The following is a 19,957-nucleotide window of genomic DNA, read 5'->3' on the forward strand; positions in this document are numbered from 1 at the left end:
GTATGATGTTTGAGGCCTCAAGGGCAAAGGCCGTTGATAAATTAAATAATTTTGTAAAAAAAAATTTAACTGATTATTCTAAACTAAGAAATTTTGATTTCGGACCCAGCAATAAATCAAACATTTCCTGTCTATCTCCATACATAACACACGGAGTAATAAATGAATTAGAAGTAATTGATAAATCTCTTAAGAAATTTTCATTTGCAAAGAATGAAAAGTTTATTCAAGAGGTTTTATGGCGAACTTACTGGAAAGGTTGGCTTGAACTAAGACCAAATGTTTGGTCAGATTATTTAATAGAATTAGATAATGTTATAAATCAATTTAAAAATAATCAAAATTATTTAGATGCTATTGAAGGAAAAACAGACATAGACTGCTTCAATCAATGGGTGGTTGAACTTAAAGAAAACAACTACCTCCATAACCATACTAGAATGTGGTTTGCTAGTATTTGGATATTTACACTAGAATTACCATGGCAGCTAGGTGCAGAATTTTTTATGCAACATCTTTATGATGGTGATGCTGCATCAAATACACTGAGTTGGAGATGGGTAGCTGGGGTTCAAACTCAAGGTAAACATTATCTAGCAAGTGAATGGAATATAAATAAATTTACTAACAATAGATTTAAAAACATAAAACTAAATGAAAATGCCAGACCAATATTCAGTGATAAAACTTATCCAATAAATAAAAAAGAATTTTTAAATTCTGAAATTTTAGAGGGTCAAACTTTATTAGTATTTGAAAATAATATGACTTTTGAATTTTCTGATTTTAAAGAACATAAATTTAAAAAAATTTTGTTAGTCTTAAATAATACAAATAGAGCCATTAGATTAAGTGAAAAAGTATTAAAATTTAAAGCTGATCTTTTAAAAGATCAAAAAGTAAGGTTAGAGGAAAAATCAATTAATTGTGAGATTATTAACATTAGTGATTTAAAGAATATTGTTGAAAATATTTATGCCCTTTATCCAGCTGTCGGTGAAAATTTTGATTTTATTCAAAACAATAATTTAAAAAATATCAAATTTTTATATAGAAAGTTAGACCAGTTTTCTTGGCAATATTGCAATAAAGGTTTTTTTAACTTTAAAAATTATATTCCAAAAATTATTGCTAAATTTAATTAAGCTAAAAAGGTTTTAATACCGTCTAAAATATACTGAACACTTAATCCTACAAGAATAATAGCTACCACTCTTGAGATAACCCCAATTATTTTTTTATTTATTATTTTAGAAAACTTTGAAGCTATAAAAAAGATTATAAAAGTTATAGATAGTACAACTACCAATGAAAACATTCCTACTGTTTGATTTGTAAAATTAGCTCCAATATCTGAAACAGAAACAATTACCGAAGTAATAGCTGCTGGTCCAGCAATAATAGGTGTTGCCAAAGGAAATACACTCACATTATCAGAATTTAAATCTATATCTTCTCCTTTCCTTTGCTGACGCTTGTCAAATAACATCTCTATTGCAATTATTAATAAGATAATTCCTCCTCCTATTGTAAAAGCTGGGTAAGAAATATGTAGATAACTTAACAATGAGCTTCCAAGTAACGCAAAAAATAACAATATGATAGTTGCAATTATAGTTGCGTTAAATGCAACTTTAATTTTTTGTTTTGTCTCCATGTGTTGAGTAATACTCAAAAATAATGGAGTATTTCCTAGTGGGTCAATTACTATAAAATATAGGAAGAAAGTTTGAATAAATATCTCTGACATCAGGTTTATCTATCTCTTTAAAAAGATTTTACAATTTAAATTAAAACCAACGTATCATTCCAATAATACCAGCTGTTGCATAAAAAAATTGCAACAAAAGTATTCCTTTATGGCCTCCTCTATAAGCCCAAATTCCAATTAAAATCGATGATAAAAGTAATAAGCAGAAGCCAAAAAATTCTATTCCAATATTTAATGCAACAAATAATGAGTATAAAATTGCTGTAACAACCCCAGCCCATTCAAAAAATTTATTATTCATTATATTTTTTTAAAATTTTCATAAAGAATTTTGGAATAATTATTCATATCAAGCATATTATCTTTTGCATCATTATCAAATTTTTCTAAAGCACCATCACCTAATTGATCTTCAAGAGCTTTTTTATATTCTGGAACACATCCCCACTCATTGACAGTAGTATCTTTAATTTCTATGTGAAATTGAATTCCATAAGCATGATTTTGATATTTAAAAATTTGGTATTTGGTTATAGGAGATGAAGCTAATAAAGTTATATCTTTATTATTCTCTATCCCTTGAACCTCATAAGAGTGCCATTGCAAACTTTTAATCTGATTTGGAAATTTAGAAAATAATTTATCTTCATCTTTTTTTTTTGAAAAATTGATATCCATAATACCAATTTCTGCTGAATTTGATTTAACTACTTTACCGCCCACTACTTCACCTAATAACTGACAACCGAGACAAAAACCTAAATAAGGTTTTTTTAAATTAACAACAAATTCTTTAATTGCTCTTTTTTCTTCAATTAACCAAGGATATTCTTTTTCCATATAGGTATCCATTGGGCCACCCATACAAAACATTCCGTCAAATTTACTTAGATCTTTTGGAATTTTTTCACCTTCATCTAGCTCTATGGTGGTTAATTTTAAACCATCAGCTAACATTAAATCTTTTATATAACCTGGGTCTTCAATTTTTATGTGTTGCAAAACTATTATATTCATCTCTTAACCAATCAAATAGAAAATAACAAGGTACCTACTTACTTTTCCAATAGCTACTAAAATAATAAAATCCAAAAATCTAACCCTCAATAAACCTGCAACTAAAGTTAGTGGATCACCTATAATAGGCACCCAAGCAAATAATAATGACCATTTACCAAACTTGGTAAACCATTTTGATGACCTTTCTATTTTTGTTTCCTTGAATGGAAACCATTTTTTTGAAGTAAGATTTCTTGAGTAAAATCCTAAAGCCCAGTTAATAATAGATCCCAGAACATTCCCAAAACTAGCAACGATTAGCAAAAATGAATTTTCATAATTTGATGTGGCCATTAACCCCGCTAATGTAAACTCAGATGAAAATGGTAAAATGGTTGCAGCTAATAAAGATACAATGAATAAAGATAAGTAAATCACTTAGAACACTTCTTCGAACAATACTTTACCTTTTCCCAATTTAGCTTCCATTTTTTACGCCAAACGAATGGTCTTTTACAAACAGGACAGATTTTTGAAGGTAGATTTTCTTTTTTCAATTTAAATTTCTTTAAAATTTTCTTTCCATTTTTTTATTGCATCATCCCAATTTGGTATAATCTTATCTTCATACCCATGAACAGAACCAGTTCCAATATATCTAAAATTCTTCATTGCTAATGCGTGATGCTTGCCTTTTAAATAATCTATCATTTTACTCTTATTCTCCCAAGCTGTTAGAGTGTGATGATATCCGTTGATCTTTTTTGCTTCACAAAACAAATTTCCATTTGCTTTTCTTGCTGCGGTAAAACTTGGCATCGAATACCTCATAAATTTTAACATACCAAAAAAACCTCTTACTTTGATGCCTGTAATAGAAATATACATTATACAGTATTCAACTTTATGAATTTATCCGCTTCAGATAAAATTAACTTTTTTCGTTCATCTTTCATTTTATCAAAGATACGGACCATCATTGATAATCTTGGATTTGTTAAAAAAAATTTTCTATTTCGATCAATGAACCTCCAATACAATCCATCCATCGTATTACACCAATCCCCTTTTTTAAAATCCATCATTTTCATAAAATAAGCAGATCCACAGATATAAGGTTTGGTTGCAAAAATTCCACCATCACTGAATAGACCCATCCCATAAACATTTGGAACCATTACCCAGTCAGATGAATCTACAAACATTTCCATAAACCATTTATAAACTATTGTGGGCTTAATTTCACAAAGGTTCATTATGTTAGATAAGATCATTAATCTTTCTATGTGATGAGACCATCCATGATTAACTGCATTTTGAATTGCATGATCCAATGGTGGCAAACCTGTTGTGCCTTCATACCAAGACTTTTTCATTTTTCTTTCATGGTTGAAAAAATTTTTTGTTTCCATTTCATCAGAGTAACCTTGATAAATTCCACGCATGAACTCTCTCCAGCCTATTATTTGACGAATATAACCTTCAAGTGAGTTCATTCTAATTTTGTGTTTTTTATGAAATTCTAAAATTTTTTGAATGATAATTTCAGGGGTTATCAATCCTAAATTAATGTACGGGCTTAATGCACTATGAAATAAAATATTGTCTTTTTGATTAACAGCATCTTCATAATCGCCAAATAAATTTGATTTTTCTTTTATAAAAAAATTTAAAAGTTTAACAACGTCTTCATATTCTGTTGCAAGCCAAAAGTTATTTGTGCTTCCTGGATGATTTTTAAATAATTTTTCAATAATTGGTTTTAGCTTTTTAGTATGACTAGTTTCATTAATTTTTGGAAATTTTGGAATTGAAATATCCTTAGGTAGTTTGTTTCTATTATCTTCATCAAAACTCCATTTACCTCCAATAGGATTTCCATCAGCACCCATTAGAATTCCAGATTTTCTCCTAACTTCTTTGTAGAATGTCGCCATAAAGGGTTTTTTGGATTTTCCCAAATAATTTTTAAATTCATCTCTAGAATTTAAAAACATGGGTGTTTGAACCATATTCCATTTAACTTTTTCTTTTTTTAGGAATTGTGAAATTTTCTTTTCAAAAAATTTATCTTCAATCTCAAAGCTCGTAATTTCAGTTATTTTTTTTTGACTAATTATTTTTTTTAATTTCTTTAAATAGTCATCTTTAAAATCTTTATCTTCTATTTTTAAGTAATCTAATTTAAACCTATTCTTTTTAAGACCATCTGCATATGATCGCATAGAAGATAAGAATAGCAGTATTTTTTGCTTATGATGTTTTTCATAAGTGCATAATCCACTATCTTCAGCCATAAAAAACACATGATCCTTTTTGAAGCGGTCTAAGTATTTTAATGGAAATAATTGATTACCAAGTATAAAAAATAATTTCATAGTTAAATATAACTAATTAAAAAATTTATGTCAGAAAAATATCTAATCTTTGGTGCGACTGGTTCTATTGGTTCAAGTTTAGCTGAACAATTAAAAAATTCTGGAAATGATATCCACTTAATTGCAAGAAATGAAAGTGAGGTAAGTTCTATTGCAGAAAAATTAGGTTGCACATTTACAGTTGCTGATGTTTTAGAAGAAGGTTTTATTGAAAAAGTTAAAGCAGATATTTCTGAGATAAAAGGAATTGCATACTGCGTGGGTTCAATTGACTTAAAACCATTAAGAATGGTTACCGAACAAGATTTTAATAAATGTATGAAATTAAATCTTTATTCAGCTGTAGAAGCTATTAAAGGATATCAAGAAAGTTTAAAAAAAAACAAGGGCTCTATTGTTTTATTTTCAACAGTTGCAGCTCAAAGAGGGTTTACAAACCATGCAATTATTGCATCGGCTAAAGCCGCTGTTGAGGGGTTAACAGTTTCTCTCGCGGCAGAATTTGCCCCAAATATAAGAGTGAATTGTATCGCACCAAGCCTAACAAAATCAAAGATTGCTGAACCAATGCTTAAAAATACTACAATAGCAGAAGGTATTACAAAAGCTCATCCACTAAAAAGATTGGGTGAAGGAAAAGACTCAGCTTCTCTTGCAAAGTTTTTAATTTCTGAAGACAGTTCCTGGATAACAGGTCAAATTATTGCAGTTGACGGTGGTAGATCAAAACTATCTTAAAGTGAGAAAATATTTTTTATTAATTTTTTTTCTTTTTTTTCTTCAGTAAGTTATTCTGACGATTATTCTTTTACTAAAATTACAAAATTAGATGAACCCTGGGGTTCCACATTTATTAATAATGATGAAATAATTATAACTGAAAAAGATGGAAAAATAAAAATAGTTAATATTAAATCAAAAAATATATTTGAAGTTGAGCACAACCTAAATTTTTTAAATATTGGGCAAGGTGGATTATTAGATATTATTTACCAAGATAATAGTGTTTGGGTTTCGTATTCTGAAGATAGAGGTAATGGAAAAACAAGCACTTCAATTGCTAAAGCAGTATTAAATAAAGACGAATTAAATTTTAAAAATATATTTCAAGCAAACCCACCAATAGACTCAGGCTATCATTTTGGCTCTAGGTTAGCAATTAAAGGTAAATATCTTTATGCATCTGCTGGCGAGAGAGGAATGGGAATGATTGCACAAGATCCTACAAAACACCCAGGTAGTATTATAAGAATTCACACTGATGGTAGCATTCCAAAAGATAATCCAAAGTTTGATGGTAAATCAGATTGGTTACCAGAAATTTATCAAATAGGTGTTAGAAACCCACAGGGATTAGCACTATCTCCTTATGATGAAAAAATTTATTTAAGCAATCATGGAGCGAGAGGTGGTGACTGGTTTGGTGAAGCAAAAAAAAGTGAAAACTATGGTTGGAAGATATTAGGATGGGGTGGGAAAAATTATTCAGGTACTAAAATTGGGCCAAAATGGAAACCCGGCTTTACTAAAGCTATTCAATACTGGGTGCCCTCAATTGCTGCAAGCGCGATAACAATTTATAAAGGTAAAGAATTCAGTGAGTGGAATGGACATGCTTTAATTACCTCTCTAAGAGATCAATCATTAAGAAAATTAATATTTAATGACTTGTCAAATGTTAAAGAAGATATCATTTTTAAAAATAAAATTGGAAGAATAAGAGACATACAAGTGCATCCAGATAATGGAAAGATTTACTTTTTAGGAGAAGAAGCTTTATGGCTAATGGAAAAAAACTAACAGCTAAACTAGAGAAAGATTTTAGAATAAATAATGAAAAAATTAATATCTTTTCTACTAATCATTCTTTTTTTTAATATTGAGCTAATTGCAATGGAAAAACGACCTTATCATCATTTGCCAGATGGAACTTTTAGGAATCCTGAAGGATCTCCGGTTAGAGCAAATGATGTAAAATTTTCCTATAGGACATTTATTAAAGAAAAAAAGAAAATTGATATTACTGTTCCAAAAGATCATGTCATCGATAAAAAAATTGTTAAAGAAAATTTAGAGAAATTTAAAGATGATGATTATATTGCTTGGATAGGGCATGCCACATTCTTAATTAAATTAGGTGAAACAACAATTATCACAGATCCAGTTTTTTCAAACAATGCAGGACCTTTGATATTTGGTCCAAAAAGATATGTTGAGCCAGCTATTCAATTAAAAGAAATTCCAAAAACAGATGTATTTCTGCTTACACACAATCATTATGATCACCAAGATATGTCAACTATTAGAGGATTTCCCTATAAAGATGCAAAGGTTTTGCTTCCTCTTAAACTTGGTAAATATTTCAAAAGATACAAAGATGTTAACGAAATGGACTGGTATGATGAAATAAAAATTAATAATGATTTAAAGATTACATTCTTACCTGCAGTCCATTGGTCAAAAAGAAGTCTGACTGATGCTAACAAAACTTTATGGGGTAATTTTTTAATTGAATATAAAAATAAAAAAATATTTTTTGCATGTGATACTGGATACGGAAATATTTATAAAGAACTTGGGAAAAAATACGGTCCAATCGATATTACAATGATTAATATTGGAGCATATGATTTTAGACCGATGTTTGACAAATCTATTTATCACACTACTCCTGAAGAGGCCCTTAATGTTGCGCAAGATTTAAAAAGTAAAAAAGTATTGGGTATGCACTGGGGAACTTTTGTTTTATCTCTTGAGCCTATAATGCAACCTCCTATTCGATTTAAAGAAAATGCTGAAAAATTTGGTTTTAAAAAAGAAGACGCAATAACTTTTAAAATTGGAGAAATTAACTCTATAAAAAAAATATTAGATTAAAATCAGTTATCTAATAATTTTTTTTTTGCTTTTTCAAATTCTTCTTGGGTAAGCACACCACTTTGGTGTAATTCATTTAACTTTGTGATTTCATTACTAAGATTATCGCTATTTGGTTGTCGATCTATTTGTTGCTCTTCTTCAGGTTTTTCAGGTCTATTCTCAACTTTAGCTTTAAAGCCTTTCATAATGGCTGTTCCACCTAAATAAAACACGAACCCAAGAATTGGAATAGCTAAACCAAAAAAAATTATTTTTTCCATAAGTTAATCTTCATCCTCATCACGCCAGCCTTTTTGGTACATTAAATAACCAGCTAAAATTACAGAAAAAGTTCCAGCTATCATACCAAAGTCAAAACCAACTTGTTTACCATAAAAATACCAACCTAACTGGGTTGCTCCAATTGGAACTGCAGTGAGCAGTATCATTATTATTCCAATTCGATATTCATATGGAGGTTTTTTCATTGAGAAACCTTATCAAATAAAAAAAGAAATTAATGAAGTTTTATCAATTTGAGACAATAAAACTTACTAATGAAAAAGTGTTTATTTTTGTGATCTTTTAAAACACTCGACAGTATTTTTTAATAAACATGCTATTGTCATAGGTCCTACTCCACCTGGAACTGGTGTTAAGGCTTTAGCAACTTTAGAAACCTCATCAAATGCAACATCTCCTACTATACCGTTTTCAGTTTTATTGATACCAACATCAATTACAATGGCATCTTTTTTAACCCAATCACCTCTAACAAGTTCTGGAATACCTACTGCTGCAACTATAATATCTGCCTCCAAGCATTCTGCTTTTAAATCTTTCGTTCTTGAATGTGTAATTGTTACTGTACAGTTTTCTTTAAGAAGAAGTTGTGTCATTGGTTTTCCATTTAAATTAGATCTTCCAACTACAACTGCTTTTTTACCACTTAAATTTGGTTCAATCTTTTTAATCATTAAATAACACCCAAGTGGAGTGCAAGGCACAGAACTTTCATATCCTGATGACAAATTTCCCACATTCATAGGATGAAAACCATCCACATCTTTTGAGGGCGTGATTGTTTCAATAACTTTTTGTTTATCAATATGTTTAGGTAATGGAAGTTGAACTAAAATTCCTGAAACAGTTTCATCATTATTTAATTCTTCAATTTTTTCTAATACGGTTTTTTCTTCGACAGAGTCTGGATATCTAATTACTTCAGATTTCAAACCTACTTCGTTGGCAGATTTTTCCTTATTACGAACATAAATTTGGCTCGGAGCCATATCTCCAATTAAAATTACTGTTAAACCTGGGACTTTGTTATATTTAGTTTTTAGTTCAGCTACTTCTTGCTTAAGTTCTTCTCTCAGTTCTGCTGCAGCTTTTTTTCCATCTATTAATATCATTTAATTTCCTTAAAAAATCATTGGTGCAATGTACAGCTTCATACACATTTCAATAAACCAAATCAATAGTAGAAGAATAATTGGCGATATATCTAACGAACCTAAATTAGGTAAAAAACGTCTAATTCTATACAAAATCGGATCAGTTAAACGATAAGTTAGTTCTAGAACAGAATAAACAAATCTGTTTTGAGTATTTAAAACATTAAAAGCAACCAACCAACTTATTAAAACATTTGCTATGACTACGTAGGAGTAAAGTTTTAAAATTTGTAGAACCAGATAAAAAATTGCTATCATTTCTTTTCGATATAAATCGATTGGCTTGGAAAAGCAAAAGAAGCTCCATTTTTTTCAACTATTTGTTTTATTTCAATTGCCAATCTCTCCTTAACTTCAAGAGAGTTGCTCCAACTATTAGAGTCTGTAAAACATCTTACCAATATATCAATTGAACTATCTGAGAATTTTTCAATTCTAACTGCAACGCCTGCTGATTTATCAAAATCTTCGCTGTTGTTTATATAATTTTCTATTTCTTCTCTTACTTTTTTAAGCTGTTCAATAGTTGAGTCGTATTGAAGAGTAATTATCCACCTTATTCTCCAATTAGAAGTTTCACTAACATTTACGACTGCATTTTCAGCAAACTGAAAATTAGGAATGATTGCTAGTGATTTATCAAATTTTCTAATTGAAGTAGATCTAAATCCAATATTTTCAACTGTTCCTTCAATAATTCCTTCGACTAAAATCCAATCTCCAATTTTAAATCTTTTTTCAACTAACACCAAAATTCCAGAAATTAAATTCTTAAATAAATCTTGAGCACCTAATGCAACTGCTACACCAAACAATCCAAGTCCAGCAATAATTGGACCAATTTTTATTCCCCATAACTCTAAAACTGCTGCCAACCCTAATATAAAAATTAAAATTTTTAGAGATTTAATAATCCATCCAATTAGTTCCCTAGTTAAAAGTTTATCTAGTCCACTTAATATGTAAGAAATAGGTTCGATGATTTGATGAATAACCCAAAAAATTAAAATAGTTATTAAAGTTCTATTAATAGTATCTACAACCTCTCGGCCTTCACTTGAAAAAGTCATGTAATAACTTGCAATAAAAAAACCAAGAACTATTGGTAAAAATCTTGCAGGTCCAACCAGAGCATTAACAAAAGTATCATCTAATTTATTGGATGTTCTTTTTGAGATTATTTCTAATTTTTTTATAATAAGCTTGCTAATTAATCCTCTAAAAACTAAAAAAATAAAAAATATCCCAATGCCAATTAATATTTGAAAAATATCAACACCAAGAATTCCTTGTTTCCAAACTGAAAAAAATATGTCTGAAAAATTATTTATTATTTCCATAGCTAAATTTTATATAACAAAAACTCTTCTTCTCCAGGATTAAAAAGAAATATCTTCTTCCACTTAATTTCATTCAATATAGATGAGGTTTTTTCACCAATACACATCAAATTAGTATTCATCCAAAGGCTTTCTGATTGATTTATTTTTATGAAATTTAAGAAACTTAAAGCGCTATTTTGAGAATAAATATAGACCATGTCTGGTATTTTTAGCATTAATTCTTTAACAAAATTATTATCAAATTTTTGATTATAAATAGTTTTATAATTAACTATTCTCTTAACGCTATATCCTTCATTTGTTAATTGTTGATCTAAGTCAACTGAGATCATCTCTCCACTTATATAAATTAGTTGACCATCTTTTTGATTAAAGTTTTGTAAAATTAGCTCTTTTAAATTCTCAACATTTCCCTCTGCAGCTATTACGTTTTGAAAACCAGTACTTCTTGCTTTTTTTTCAGTAGCACTTCCCACACAAAAACATAAAAGATTTTTATCAATATTTTTATGATCTAGATGTCTGACAGCATTTGCACTTGTGAAGATAATGCCTTTATAATCTGAAAAATTAATCTGCTCATAATCTATTTTTTCAATATTCAATAATGGGAGATGAGAAACTTGATGTCCTAATGATTTAAATTTCATAATCATTTCAGAACAATCTTCTAAAGGTCTAGTTAATAAAATATGCATATTATCTTTTATAAGAGTTATTTGATTTTGTTTTTAATATTTGCCCCACATCTTTACCAAGTTCTTCTGCATTTACAATTTTTGAAGATTTTTTTTCATAAAATCTCTGGCTACCGTCTAAAGAAAAAAGCTCTGCTTCTAAAACAATTTCATCTCCTTGAATAATAGAATGAGCCCCCACAGCTGTTTCACAATCACCTTCTAAAACTTTAAGAACATTTCTTTCAGCATGGGCTCTTTGGTATGTTTCTTGGTCATTAATTTTATCTAAAACTGAAATAACTTCTTCATCATCATTTCGACATTGAAGAGAAATTATTCCTTGTCCAGCGCTTGGAATTATTTCTTCAGTTGAAAACACTTCAGTAATTTTATCTTCTATTGTTAAAGATTGAATTCCTGCATAAGATAATATTATTGCATCATACAAACCATCATTAAGTTTTTTAATTCTTGTATCAACATTACCTCTAATAAGTTTACAATTAACATCTGATCTAATTTTTTTAATTTGAAATTCTCTTCTATAAGATGATGTTCCAATTACTGAATCAGATTTTAATTCTTTGAGTTTTTTTTTATCTTTAGTTATTAAAATTTCTCTTGGATCGTTTCTTTTTAAAAAAGTATTTGTTCTTAAACCATCAGTTTCAATCGCTGGCATGTCCTTTAATGCATGAACTGCTATATCAATTTTTTTATCTTGAAGTTCTTTTTCTATATTTGTTGAAAACAAACCTTTTCCACCTACTTCTGATAATCTTATATCTTGAACCTGATCTCCTTTTGTAGTTATTTCTTTAATTACCACATCGTCTTCATTTAAATTTGTATTTTGAATAATCTTATTTTTAGCATTTTGAGCATAGATTAATGCTAACTTACTACCTCTTGATCCAATGATAAATTTTCTCTGCATAAATAAATATATTTCTTACTTGTATTGAGATTGTACAATTAATAAAAACTATTTGAATGAGTAAAAAACCTTTAATTCTTGGAATTGAATCTAGCTGCGATGAAACAGCAGCATCTATAATTACTGAAAATGAGCAAGGAATACCAGTGGTTTTATCAAATGTTGTTTCAAGCCAAGTTGATGTCCACAAAGAATTTGGAGGGGTTGTTCCTGAATTAGCAGCAAGATCTCACATGGAAAAAATTGACTGGATTGTTCAAAAGGCAATTGATGATAGTGGAAGAAAGATTGAAGAAATTGATGCGGTAGCCTCAACTGCTGGCCCAGGGTTGATAGTATGTTTGTCTGTCGGTCTAAGTTTTGGAAAAGCATTTGCTTCTGCTTTGGACAAACCATTTATAGCAGTCAATCATTTAGAGGGTCATGCTCTTAGTCCAAAAATAAATTCAAATCTAGATTATCCATATTTGCTTTTATTAATTTCAGGTGGTCACTCACAATATCTAAATGTTCAAGGGTTAGGCAAATATAAAAGATTAGGAACAACAATTGATGATGCTTTAGGTGAAGCATTTGATAAAACTGCAAAACTTTTAGGAGTTGAATTTCCAGGTGGGCCTCAAATAGAAATATTGGCAGAAAAAGGTGATCCTAATAAATATGATTTACCAAAACCAATTTTTAATAAAGGAGGATGTAACTTATCTTTTGCAGGACTTAAAACAGCAATTTTAAGAATAACAAAAAATATAAAAACAGATCAGGAAAAATTTGATCTTGCTGCTTCTTTTCAAAAAACAGTTGAGCAAATTTTATATAAAAAAACCAAGATTGCATTCTCTGAATTTGAAAAACAAAACAATGTAGAGAAAAAAATATTTGTAGTTGCTGGAGGAGTAGCGGCTAATAAAAAAATAAGATCTATGTTAGTTGATTTATGTGATGAAGAAAATTATCAAAGTATGTTTCCACCAATTGAATTTTGTGGAGACAATGCTGCAATGATTGCTATGGTTGGGTTAGAAAAGTTTAAATTAAAACAATTTGATAATTTAGATCATCCGGCAAAACCAAGATGGCCTTTAGATGAAAATGCTGCTTTTCTTAAAGGAGCAGGAGTACAATTATAATGAAATATTGGCTGATGAAATCAGAACCCGATGTTTGGTCTATTGATCAGCAAAAAAAAGCAGGCGCTAAAGGTGCTCCTTGGGATGGTGTAAGAAATTATCAAGCTGCTAAAAATTTAAAAAATATGAAAAAAGGAGATCTTTGTTTTTTTTATCATTCAAATATTGGAAAAGAGATTGTTGGAATTGTAGAGGTAATCAAGGAAGCATACCTAGACAAAACCGATAAATCAGGGCGTTTTGTAGCGGTTACAGTTAAATTTAAAGATAAATTATCATCTCCAATAACTCTTGAAGATATCAAAAAATCAAAGGAATTAAGCCATTTAGCTCTAATTAAACAAAGCAGATTATCTGTAATGCCTATAGACTCTAAAAGCTGGAAAATATTAAATAACATGAGTAAAATTTAAATATAAAAATTTCATGCCATTAAAAAAAAAGAAAAAAACTAAAGTTAAAAAAAAAGTTATTAAAAAAGTAACTAAAAAAACTAAAGTTAAAAAAAAAGTTATTAAAAAAGTAACTAAAAAAACTAAAGTTAAAAAAAAAATTGTTAGTAAAATTTTTAATGGAAATCCAAAAGAGCTTATTATTAAAACGAAACCTCAGTGGGTTAAAAATAGTTTAGCTTCAAAAGCTAAATATAAAGATAAGTATTTAAAGTCAATTAGAAATAATGATGAGTTTTGGAGAAAAGAAGGAAAAAGAATTACTTGGATAAAACCATACAAAAAAATTAAAGATGTAAAATACAGCTCTAAAGAAGTTAAGATCAAATGGTTTCAAGATGGAACTTTAAACGCTTCTGCAAATTGTATTGATCGACACTTAAAAGATAAAAAAGATAAAACAGCAATAATATGGGTTGGGGACGATCCCAAAGATAGTCAAAAAATATCCTACAAACAACTTCATGAGAAAGTCTCTAAAGCAGCAAATGGCTTAAAAAAATTAGGAATCAAAAAAGGAGACAGGGTTACTATTTATTTAACAATGATTCCTGAGCTCGCAATTTTAATGCTGGCTTGCGTTCGTATTGGTGCAGTTCACTCAATTATTTTTGGTGGATTTTCAGCTGACTCGATTTCTGGAAGAGTAAATGATTGTGAATCTGAATATATAATAACAGCTGATGAAGGTGTTAGAGGAGGAAAAACAATTCCGCTTAAATACACAACAGATGAAGCATTAGAAAAATGTCCAAACGTTAAAAAATGTATTGTTGTTAAACGGACTGGAAATTATGTTTTTTGGAATAATAAAAGAGATGTTTGGTATCACGATTTAATTAAAGATGTTTCAAATGAATGTGAACCTGAAGAAATGAATGCTGAAGATCCTTTATTTATTTTGTATACCTCAGGTTCAACTGGAAAGCCTAAAGGAGTTTTGCATACGACAGGTGGCTATATGGTTTATGCCTCAATGACACATCAATATATTTTTAACTATAAACCCAAAGATATTTATTGGTGTACTGCCGATATTGGTTGGGTCACCGGTCATAGTTATATAATTTATGGTCCACTTGCTAATGGAGCAACTACAGTTATGTTTGAGGGAATACCTAATTATCCAAATTCCTCAAGGTGGTGGAAAATTATTGATAAATATAAAGTAAATACTTTTTACACTGCTCCCACAGCTATAAGAGCACTAATGCGTGAAGGAGATAAACCGGTTAAAAAAACATCAAGAAAATCTTTAAAGTTGTTAGGTACTGTTGGTGAACCGATTAATCCAGAAGCTTGGATGTGGTACTTTAAGACAATAGGAAATTCCAAATGCCCCATTGTTGATACATGGTGGCAGACAGAAACAGGGGGAATAATGATTGCTCCTCAAACTGGTGCTATAGACTTAAAACCTGGATCAGCTACTAAACCATTTTATGGTATAAAGCCTGTACTTGTTGATAAAAAAGGTGTTGAAATTAAAGGTCCGGGAGAAGGCAAACTATGTATTGCTCAATCATGGCCTGGTCAAATGAGAACTGTTTATGGAGATCACCAAAGATTTATTGACACCTATTTCTCTCAGTTTGATGGAAAATATTTTACTGGTGACGGATGTAGAAGAGATAAAGATGGATACTATTGGATAACAGGTCGAGTTGATGATGTAATTATTGTATCAGGTCATAATCTTGGTACTGCTGAAATAGAAAGTGCGTTTGTTGCTCATCCAAAAGTTGCTGAAGCAGCTGTTGTTGGATATCCCCACGACATAAAAGGTAATGGGCTTTATTGTTATGTAACTTTAAATGTGGGTGAGAGAGAATCGGGTGATCTCGAAAGAGATTTAAAATTATGGGTTAGAAAACAAATAGGGCCTCTTGCTACTCCAGATCTAATTCATTTTACTCCAGGGCTTCCAAAAACAAGATCAGGAAAAATAATGAGAAGAATTTTAAGAAAGATTGCACACAACGAACATGGACAATTAGGTGATACAACTACCTTAGCTGACCCAAGTGTAGTTGAGAGTTTAGTTGATAATAGAAAAAATATTTAAAATTCTATTAACTTTTTAAATTCATCTCTAATAATATCCCACTTTAAGATCATAGAATTTAACACAATCTTTCTATCTAAACTCTTAAGCTCTTCAGCTATTGGTGCCCATTTATATAATGATAATGCACTTGGATTAAATGGAAGATCTTTATAATAAATTTCCCAATTTAAATTTTGAAATCTTTCATAAAAACTTTTTTTTGCTTCCTCAACTATGTCAAATGGCATTTTATTAGATATTTCATCATCTAAAATTTTATTAAAAATTTCTTTAGCTTGATTAGTGTCTTGATAATTAAAATTAACTTTTAAATATGAAAAGGTAAAAAAAGTTAAATCTTGAAGTGCTATAGAATAAATATTCCATTTAGCTAGATTAACTGAGGACATGAAAACATCATTATCAAAATGAAGAACGTATCTGGTTCCCATTCGAGTCTTTAAATAACTATACAAAGTAACTTGGGTAACCCATGCAGATTTAGTTTGAATAAAGTGCTCAAGTTCATCTAAATTTTTTATTTTTTTCTTTGGAATGAAAGCTTTAAACAAAGCAAATAAATAAACTTTAAAATCTTTAAATGATAAATCTTTCCAAGATAATTTATATTTTTGCATAAAACCGTTGTTTGAGACAATTATACCTCAAAAAGTAAGTAATTAAGCACCAATTATGAACAATTTTCACCTTTTCAAAACCTCTAGAATGGTTATGGTTTTCACAGTTATAACTAAAAAGAGAGGTATAAATGTCAAACGCAGAAAAACACTGGGAAAAAACCAGGTCACTGTTATTTGTAACATTGGCAATTTGGTTTGTATTCTCAATTGGCATCTTCCTTTTTGCAGCTGAAATGAATGAGGTTACTGGACCTTTCGGATATCCATGGACATATTGGTTTACATGTCAGGGATCTCTAGGAATTTTTGTAATCTTATGTTTCTGGTTTGCAAATAGGCAAGAGAAAATCGATGAAGAATTCGGCTTCAACGAAAGAGGAGATAATTAATGATTAAAGGTAAATTTATAGACAATTTGCCAAAAGTTTATGGAATCTATACTGGAGGATTTATAGGTTTTATAATCTTAATGGCAATTGGTGAGCAGATGGGTATGACTGCTAAAGCAATAGGTGTTGCTTTTGTAGCATTCACGATCTTCATCTATGCTTTAATTGGTTATCTATCAAGAACAGCTCAAGCAGATGCGTATTACGTAGCTGGAAGACAAGTGCCTACTGTATTCAATGGAATGGCAACAGCAGCAGACTGGATGTCTGGTGCTTCATTCGTTGCAATGGCAGGTGGTATTTACTTCAAAGGCTATGGTTATATGGCACTACTTGTTGGTTGGACTGGTGGTTACATATTAGTTGCAACTTTATTAGCACCATACTTAAGAAAATTTGGCTGTTACACAGTTCCAGATTTTGTAGGTACAAGATACGGTGGTAATTTAGCAAGACTATGTGCGGTAATAGTTTTAACTGTTGCTTCGTTCACGTACGTGACTGCACAAATTAATGCTACAGGTACTATTGCTTCTGTTGCTCTAGATATCGACTTCAAATACGCAGTATATATTGGACTTATAAGTATTTTACTTTGTTCAATGCTGGGTGGTATGAGAGCGGTAACTTGGACACAGGTTGCACAATACATAGTGCTAATTATAGCTTACTTACTTCCAATTTTTTGGATCAGTAACAAAATGGGTGCAGGTTTCTTTCCTCACTTTATGTTAGCTGATGAAGTGGCTAGAATTGGTGAGTTGGAACAACAGTTTGGGTTTGTTAAAAACTCTGCTGCTGATCTAGCAACGGTACCTAAAGGGTTAGCTGGAATAACTAAAGCTCACTCTGCAGTAAACGCAACACCTTGGGCATTTATTTCATTAGCATTGGCGATGATGATGGGAACAGCATCATTACCACACGTGATGATGAGATACTTTACTACTCCAAGTGTGAAAGCAGCTAGAAAATCAGTTGGTTGGTCTTTATTCTTTATCTTCCTTCTGTATTCTTCTGCACCAATGTTAGCAACACTATCTAAACTATCGTTGATTGATCCAACTTTATCTACGGGTATTATTGGTAAATCATTTGCTGAAGTTCAAGCATTGGACTGGTTCCAAAACTGGAACAGTGCAAACTTGATGTTCATCAGCGACTTTAACGGTAATGGAACTCTTGAATTAAATGAGTTTTTCATGGGCGGTAAAGCAGTTGTGTTAGCAACACCAGAAATAGCTGGATTACCATATGTAATCTCAGGTCTGGTTGCTGCTGGAGGTATGGCTGCTGCAATGTCAACTGCTGATGGTTTAATTCTAGCAATTGCTAATGCGATCTCTCATGATGTTTATTATAAGATGATAGATCCAAAAGCAGAAACTGCAAAAAGACTTCTTGTTGCAAGGGTATTACTTGTAGTAATTGGTTTTGCTGGAGCAACTATTGCAGCAATGGAAATCCAAGGAATCTTAGGTTCGGTTATCTGGGCTTTTGACTTTGCGATGTCCGGTTTGTTCTTCCCACTTGTACTTGGTGTATGGTGGAAGAGAGCTAACAGAGAAGGTGCTATTGCTGGTATGGTTTTAGGTCTTGCTTCTGCTATTTGGTACCTAGTTTGGGTACGAACTGGAGGAAGTGGGTTCTTAGGACTTACTCAGTTAACATTTGGTATCTTTGGAGCTGGTGTTAGTTTAGTTGCTATGGTTGTTGTGAGTTTAATGACTCAAGCACCAGATAAAGCAACTCAAAAAATGGTTGATGAAGTTCGTATACCAACCGGTAGAACTGTTACTGGTAAGTAGAACTATCAAATCTTAATTTAGAGGGGCGATTAATTTCGCCCCTTTTAATTTAATCTCTTTTCCAATATAAATTTATTAATGTCAGCAAACTTTCATCCTTTGGTCTATTTTGTAGATTACCTTCTAGGAGTAATTATGTGGACTTTAATAGGAAGAGTTGCGATGAATATTTTTCAAAAAGAGGATTCTGAATTCTTTTTTATGAAGATATTTGTAAAATATACCAATCCACTTTTAAAAATATTTAAACCTATAACCCCATCTTTCATTATAGCACCTCTTGTTCCATTATATGTTGCATGGTTCTTTTATATGATTAGATTTTACTTTATGCCTTGGATCTTAGGCTATTCTGTAATGGGTATGCTATCCTTTCCTTTAGAAAGTGAAATTTCCAAACAAATTTATCAATTATTTAATTCAATTAAATTTTAAAAATTGATACTAGTAGGTTTGGCAACTAATGAAAAAAATACAAATTTCACCATCAATATTATCAGCTGACTTCAGTCAATTAGGCAATGAAATCAAAAGACTTGAAGAAGGTGGTGCAGATATGATTCATGTAGATGTTATGGATGGTCATTTTGTTCCAAATCTTACTATAGGGCCACCAGTAATCAAGGCCTTGAGAAAACAGTGCTCTATTCAATTTGATGTTCACTTGATGATATCTCCTGTTCACAAATATATTGAAGCATATTCAAATGCTGGGGCTGACATTATTACAATTCATCCTGAGGCAACAGATAATTTGAGAGAATCAATTTTAAAGATTAAAAACTTAAATAAAAAAGTTGGTGTCTCACTTAATCCAGAATCCAAAATTGATCTAATTATCAACTACCTTGATAAAATAGACTTAGTTTTAGTAATGAGTGTAAATCCAGGATTTGGGGGCCAGAAGTTTATGCCTGAAGTCTTAGATAAGGTTAAACAACTAAAAAAAATTCAATCTGAAAAAAATATGAATTTTGATATTGAAATTGATGGAGGGATTAATTTTGATAATTGTCAATCGGCGATTGAGGCTGGTGCCAACATACTTGTTTCAGGAACAACTGTTTTTAAAAGTAATAATGGAGATATTAAAAAAAATATTGATTTATTAAAATTAAAATAAGTT

26 protein-coding genes are annotated in these 19,957 nt (G+C 30.4%); 11 read left to right on the forward strand and 15 right to left on the reverse strand.

Features of this window, described 5'->3' with window-relative positions:
- Positions 1–2 precede the first annotated feature (2 nt).
- On the forward strand, positions 3–1,145 hold the full coding sequence (locus AC5SLZ_RS06545) for an FAD-binding domain-containing protein (protein ID WP_028036047.1): 1,143 nt from the start codon (positions 3–5) through the stop codon (positions 1,143–1,145).
- On the opposite strand, the gene AC5SLZ_RS06550 is transcribed toward AC5SLZ_RS06545, so the two are convergent.
- The 7 genes from AC5SLZ_RS06550 to AC5SLZ_RS06580 are packed head-to-tail and all read right to left on the reverse strand — an operon-like array spanning position 1,142 to position 5,088.
- Complete coding sequence (locus AC5SLZ_RS06550) at positions 1,142–1,750, reverse strand: MarC family protein (RefSeq protein ID WP_028036048.1); 609 nt, start codon at positions 1,748–1,750, stop codon at positions 1,142–1,144. The two genes, AC5SLZ_RS06545 and AC5SLZ_RS06550, sit on opposite strands and share 4 nt — an antisense overlap.
- Before the next feature lie 40 nt (positions 1,751–1,790).
- The gene (locus AC5SLZ_RS06555) at positions 1,791–2,012 is read right to left on the reverse strand and encodes a hypothetical protein (protein ID WP_028036049.1); all 222 of its coding nucleotides are present in this window, start codon (positions 2,010–2,012) and stop codon (positions 1,791–1,793) included.
- Positions 2,012–2,728: a type 1 glutamine amidotransferase gene (locus AC5SLZ_RS06560; RefSeq protein WP_494615493.1), complete on the reverse strand. Its 717-nt coding sequence runs from the start codon at positions 2,726–2,728 to the stop codon at positions 2,012–2,014. The genes AC5SLZ_RS06555 and AC5SLZ_RS06560 overlap by 1 nt, the downstream gene beginning before the upstream one ends.
- A gap of 3 nt (positions 2,729–2,731) precedes the next feature.
- Positions 2,732–3,148 carry a YqaA family protein gene (locus AC5SLZ_RS06565; RefSeq protein ID WP_028036051.1) on the reverse strand — a complete coding sequence of 139 codons (417 nt, stop codon included), beginning with the start codon at positions 3,146–3,148 and terminating at the stop codon, positions 2,732–2,734.
- Entirely contained in the window at positions 3,145–3,267 is a 123-nt protein-coding gene (locus AC5SLZ_RS06570; protein WP_080658516.1) for a DUF2256 domain-containing protein, read from the reverse strand. Before AC5SLZ_RS06570 ends, AC5SLZ_RS06565 begins: the two co-directional genes overlap by 4 nt.
- Position 3,268: 1 nt before the next feature.
- Positions 3,269–3,598, reverse strand: a complete 330-nt coding sequence (locus tag AC5SLZ_RS06575) for a hypothetical protein (RefSeq protein WP_028036052.1) — start codon at positions 3,596–3,598, stop codon at positions 3,269–3,271.
- Positions 3,598–5,088, reverse strand: a complete 1,491-nt coding sequence (locus tag AC5SLZ_RS06580; RefSeq protein ID WP_494615495.1) for a cryptochrome/photolyase family protein — start codon at positions 5,086–5,088, stop codon at positions 3,598–3,600. Before AC5SLZ_RS06580 ends, AC5SLZ_RS06575 begins: the two co-directional genes overlap by 1 nt.
- 27 nt (positions 5,089–5,115) lie before the next feature.
- Here AC5SLZ_RS06580 and AC5SLZ_RS06585 point away from each other — a divergent pair, with 27 nt between their 5' ends.
- The 3 genes from AC5SLZ_RS06585 (at position 5,116) to AC5SLZ_RS06595 (ending at position 7,965) form a co-directional block, all read left to right on the forward strand.
- Positions 5,116–5,826: an SDR family oxidoreductase gene (locus AC5SLZ_RS06585; RefSeq protein WP_028036054.1), complete on the forward strand. Its 711-nt coding sequence runs from the start codon at positions 5,116–5,118 to the stop codon at positions 5,824–5,826.
- 135 nt (positions 5,827–5,961) lie between these two features.
- Entirely contained in the window at positions 5,962–6,888 is a 927-nt protein-coding gene (locus AC5SLZ_RS06590; RefSeq protein ID WP_494616230.1) for a PQQ-dependent sugar dehydrogenase, read from the forward strand.
- A 33-nt stretch (positions 6,889–6,921) separates the two neighbouring features.
- Positions 6,922–7,965 (forward strand): MBL fold metallo-hydrolase, encoded by a 1,044-nt coding sequence (locus AC5SLZ_RS06595; RefSeq protein ID WP_034412095.1) that lies wholly within the window; start codon positions 6,922–6,924, stop codon positions 7,963–7,965.
- Positions 7,966–7,967: 2 nt separating this feature from the next.
- On the opposite strand, the gene AC5SLZ_RS06600 is transcribed toward AC5SLZ_RS06595, so the two are convergent.
- The 7 genes from AC5SLZ_RS06600 to hemC all read right to left on the reverse strand — a co-directional run bounded on the left by AC5SLZ_RS06600 (position 7,968) and on the right by hemC (position 12,364).
- Positions 7,968–8,228: an SHOCT domain-containing protein gene (locus AC5SLZ_RS06600; RefSeq protein WP_028036057.1), complete on the reverse strand. Its 261-nt coding sequence runs from the start codon at positions 8,226–8,228 to the stop codon at positions 7,968–7,970.
- 3 nt (positions 8,229–8,231) lie between these two features.
- Complete coding sequence (locus AC5SLZ_RS06605; RefSeq protein WP_028036058.1) at positions 8,232–8,435, reverse strand: hypothetical protein; 204 nt, start codon at positions 8,433–8,435, stop codon at positions 8,232–8,234.
- An 81-nt stretch (positions 8,436–8,516) separates the two neighbouring features.
- Positions 8,517–9,362, reverse strand: coding sequence for a bifunctional 5,10-methylene-tetrahydrofolate dehydrogenase/5,10-methylene-tetrahydrofolate cyclohydrolase (locus AC5SLZ_RS06610; RefSeq protein WP_028036059.1), 846 nt, complete (start codon positions 9,360–9,362; stop codon positions 8,517–8,519).
- Between the two features lie 9 nt (positions 9,363–9,371).
- Positions 9,372–9,662: a YggT family protein gene (locus AC5SLZ_RS06615; protein ID WP_028036060.1), complete on the reverse strand. Its 291-nt coding sequence runs from the start codon at positions 9,660–9,662 to the stop codon at positions 9,372–9,374.
- Complete coding sequence (locus AC5SLZ_RS06620) at positions 9,659–10,744, reverse strand: mechanosensitive ion channel family protein (RefSeq protein WP_028036061.1); 1,086 nt, start codon at positions 10,742–10,744, stop codon at positions 9,659–9,661. Before AC5SLZ_RS06620 ends, AC5SLZ_RS06615 begins: the two co-directional genes overlap by 4 nt.
- A 2-nt stretch (positions 10,745–10,746) precedes the next feature.
- A complete protein-coding gene (locus tag AC5SLZ_RS06625; protein WP_028036062.1) occupies positions 10,747–11,445 on the reverse strand; it encodes a uroporphyrinogen-III synthase in 699 nt (232 codons plus the stop codon).
- Position 11,446: 1 nt separating this feature from the next.
- Positions 11,447–12,364, reverse strand: coding sequence for a hydroxymethylbilane synthase (gene hemC / locus AC5SLZ_RS06630; RefSeq protein ID WP_028036063.1), 918 nt, complete (start codon positions 12,362–12,364; stop codon positions 11,447–11,449).
- A gap of 56 nt (positions 12,365–12,420) precedes the next feature.
- On the opposite strand from hemC, the gene tsaD reads away from it, so the two are divergent.
- The 3 genes from tsaD to acs are packed head-to-tail and all read left to right on the forward strand — an operon-like array spanning position 12,421 to position 16,011.
- Positions 12,421–13,494: a tRNA (adenosine(37)-N6)-threonylcarbamoyltransferase complex transferase subunit TsaD gene (gene tsaD, locus AC5SLZ_RS06635; RefSeq protein WP_494615499.1), complete on the forward strand. Its 1,074-nt coding sequence runs from the start codon at positions 12,421–12,423 to the stop codon at positions 13,492–13,494.
- Positions 13,494–13,907 carry an EVE domain-containing protein gene (locus AC5SLZ_RS06640; protein WP_028036065.1) on the forward strand — a complete coding sequence of 138 codons (414 nt, stop codon included), beginning with the start codon at positions 13,494–13,496 and terminating at the stop codon, positions 13,905–13,907. The genes tsaD and AC5SLZ_RS06640 overlap by 1 nt, the downstream gene beginning before the upstream one ends.
- A 13-nt stretch (positions 13,908–13,920) precedes the next feature.
- The gene (acs, locus tag AC5SLZ_RS06645) at positions 13,921–16,011 is read left to right on the forward strand and encodes an acetate--CoA ligase (RefSeq protein ID WP_494615501.1); all 2,091 of its coding nucleotides are present in this window, start codon (positions 13,921–13,923) and stop codon (positions 16,009–16,011) included.
- Here acs and AC5SLZ_RS06650 read toward each other — a convergent pair.
- The gene (locus tag AC5SLZ_RS06650) at positions 16,008–16,631 is read right to left on the reverse strand and encodes a hypothetical protein (protein ID WP_028036067.1); all 624 of its coding nucleotides are present in this window, start codon (positions 16,629–16,631) and stop codon (positions 16,008–16,010) included. The genes acs and AC5SLZ_RS06650 overlap by 4 nt on opposite strands.
- Before the next feature lie 131 nt (positions 16,632–16,762).
- On the opposite strand from AC5SLZ_RS06650, the gene AC5SLZ_RS06655 reads away from it, so the two are divergent.
- The 4 genes from AC5SLZ_RS06655 (at position 16,763) to rpe (ending at position 19,954) form a co-directional block, all read left to right on the forward strand.
- Positions 16,763–17,023, forward strand: a complete 261-nt coding sequence (locus AC5SLZ_RS06655) for a DUF4212 domain-containing protein (protein ID WP_028036068.1) — start codon at positions 16,763–16,765, stop codon at positions 17,021–17,023.
- Entirely contained in the window at positions 17,023–18,831 is a 1,809-nt protein-coding gene (locus AC5SLZ_RS06660) for a sodium:solute symporter family protein (RefSeq protein WP_494615503.1), read from the forward strand. The genes AC5SLZ_RS06655 and AC5SLZ_RS06660 overlap by 1 nt, the downstream gene beginning before the upstream one ends.
- Before the next feature lie 78 nt (positions 18,832–18,909).
- Positions 18,910–19,266 (forward strand): YggT family protein, encoded by a 357-nt coding sequence (locus tag AC5SLZ_RS06665; RefSeq protein ID WP_028036070.1) that lies wholly within the window; start codon positions 18,910–18,912, stop codon positions 19,264–19,266.
- Positions 19,267–19,294: 28 nt separating this feature from the next.
- Positions 19,295–19,954, forward strand: a complete 660-nt coding sequence (gene rpe / locus AC5SLZ_RS06670) for a ribulose-phosphate 3-epimerase (RefSeq protein ID WP_494615505.1) — start codon at positions 19,295–19,297, stop codon at positions 19,952–19,954.
- The last annotated feature ends 3 nt before the right edge of the window (positions 19,955–19,957 follow it).

It is taken from the genome of Candidatus Pelagibacter sp. PS_06, assembly GCF_059418045.1.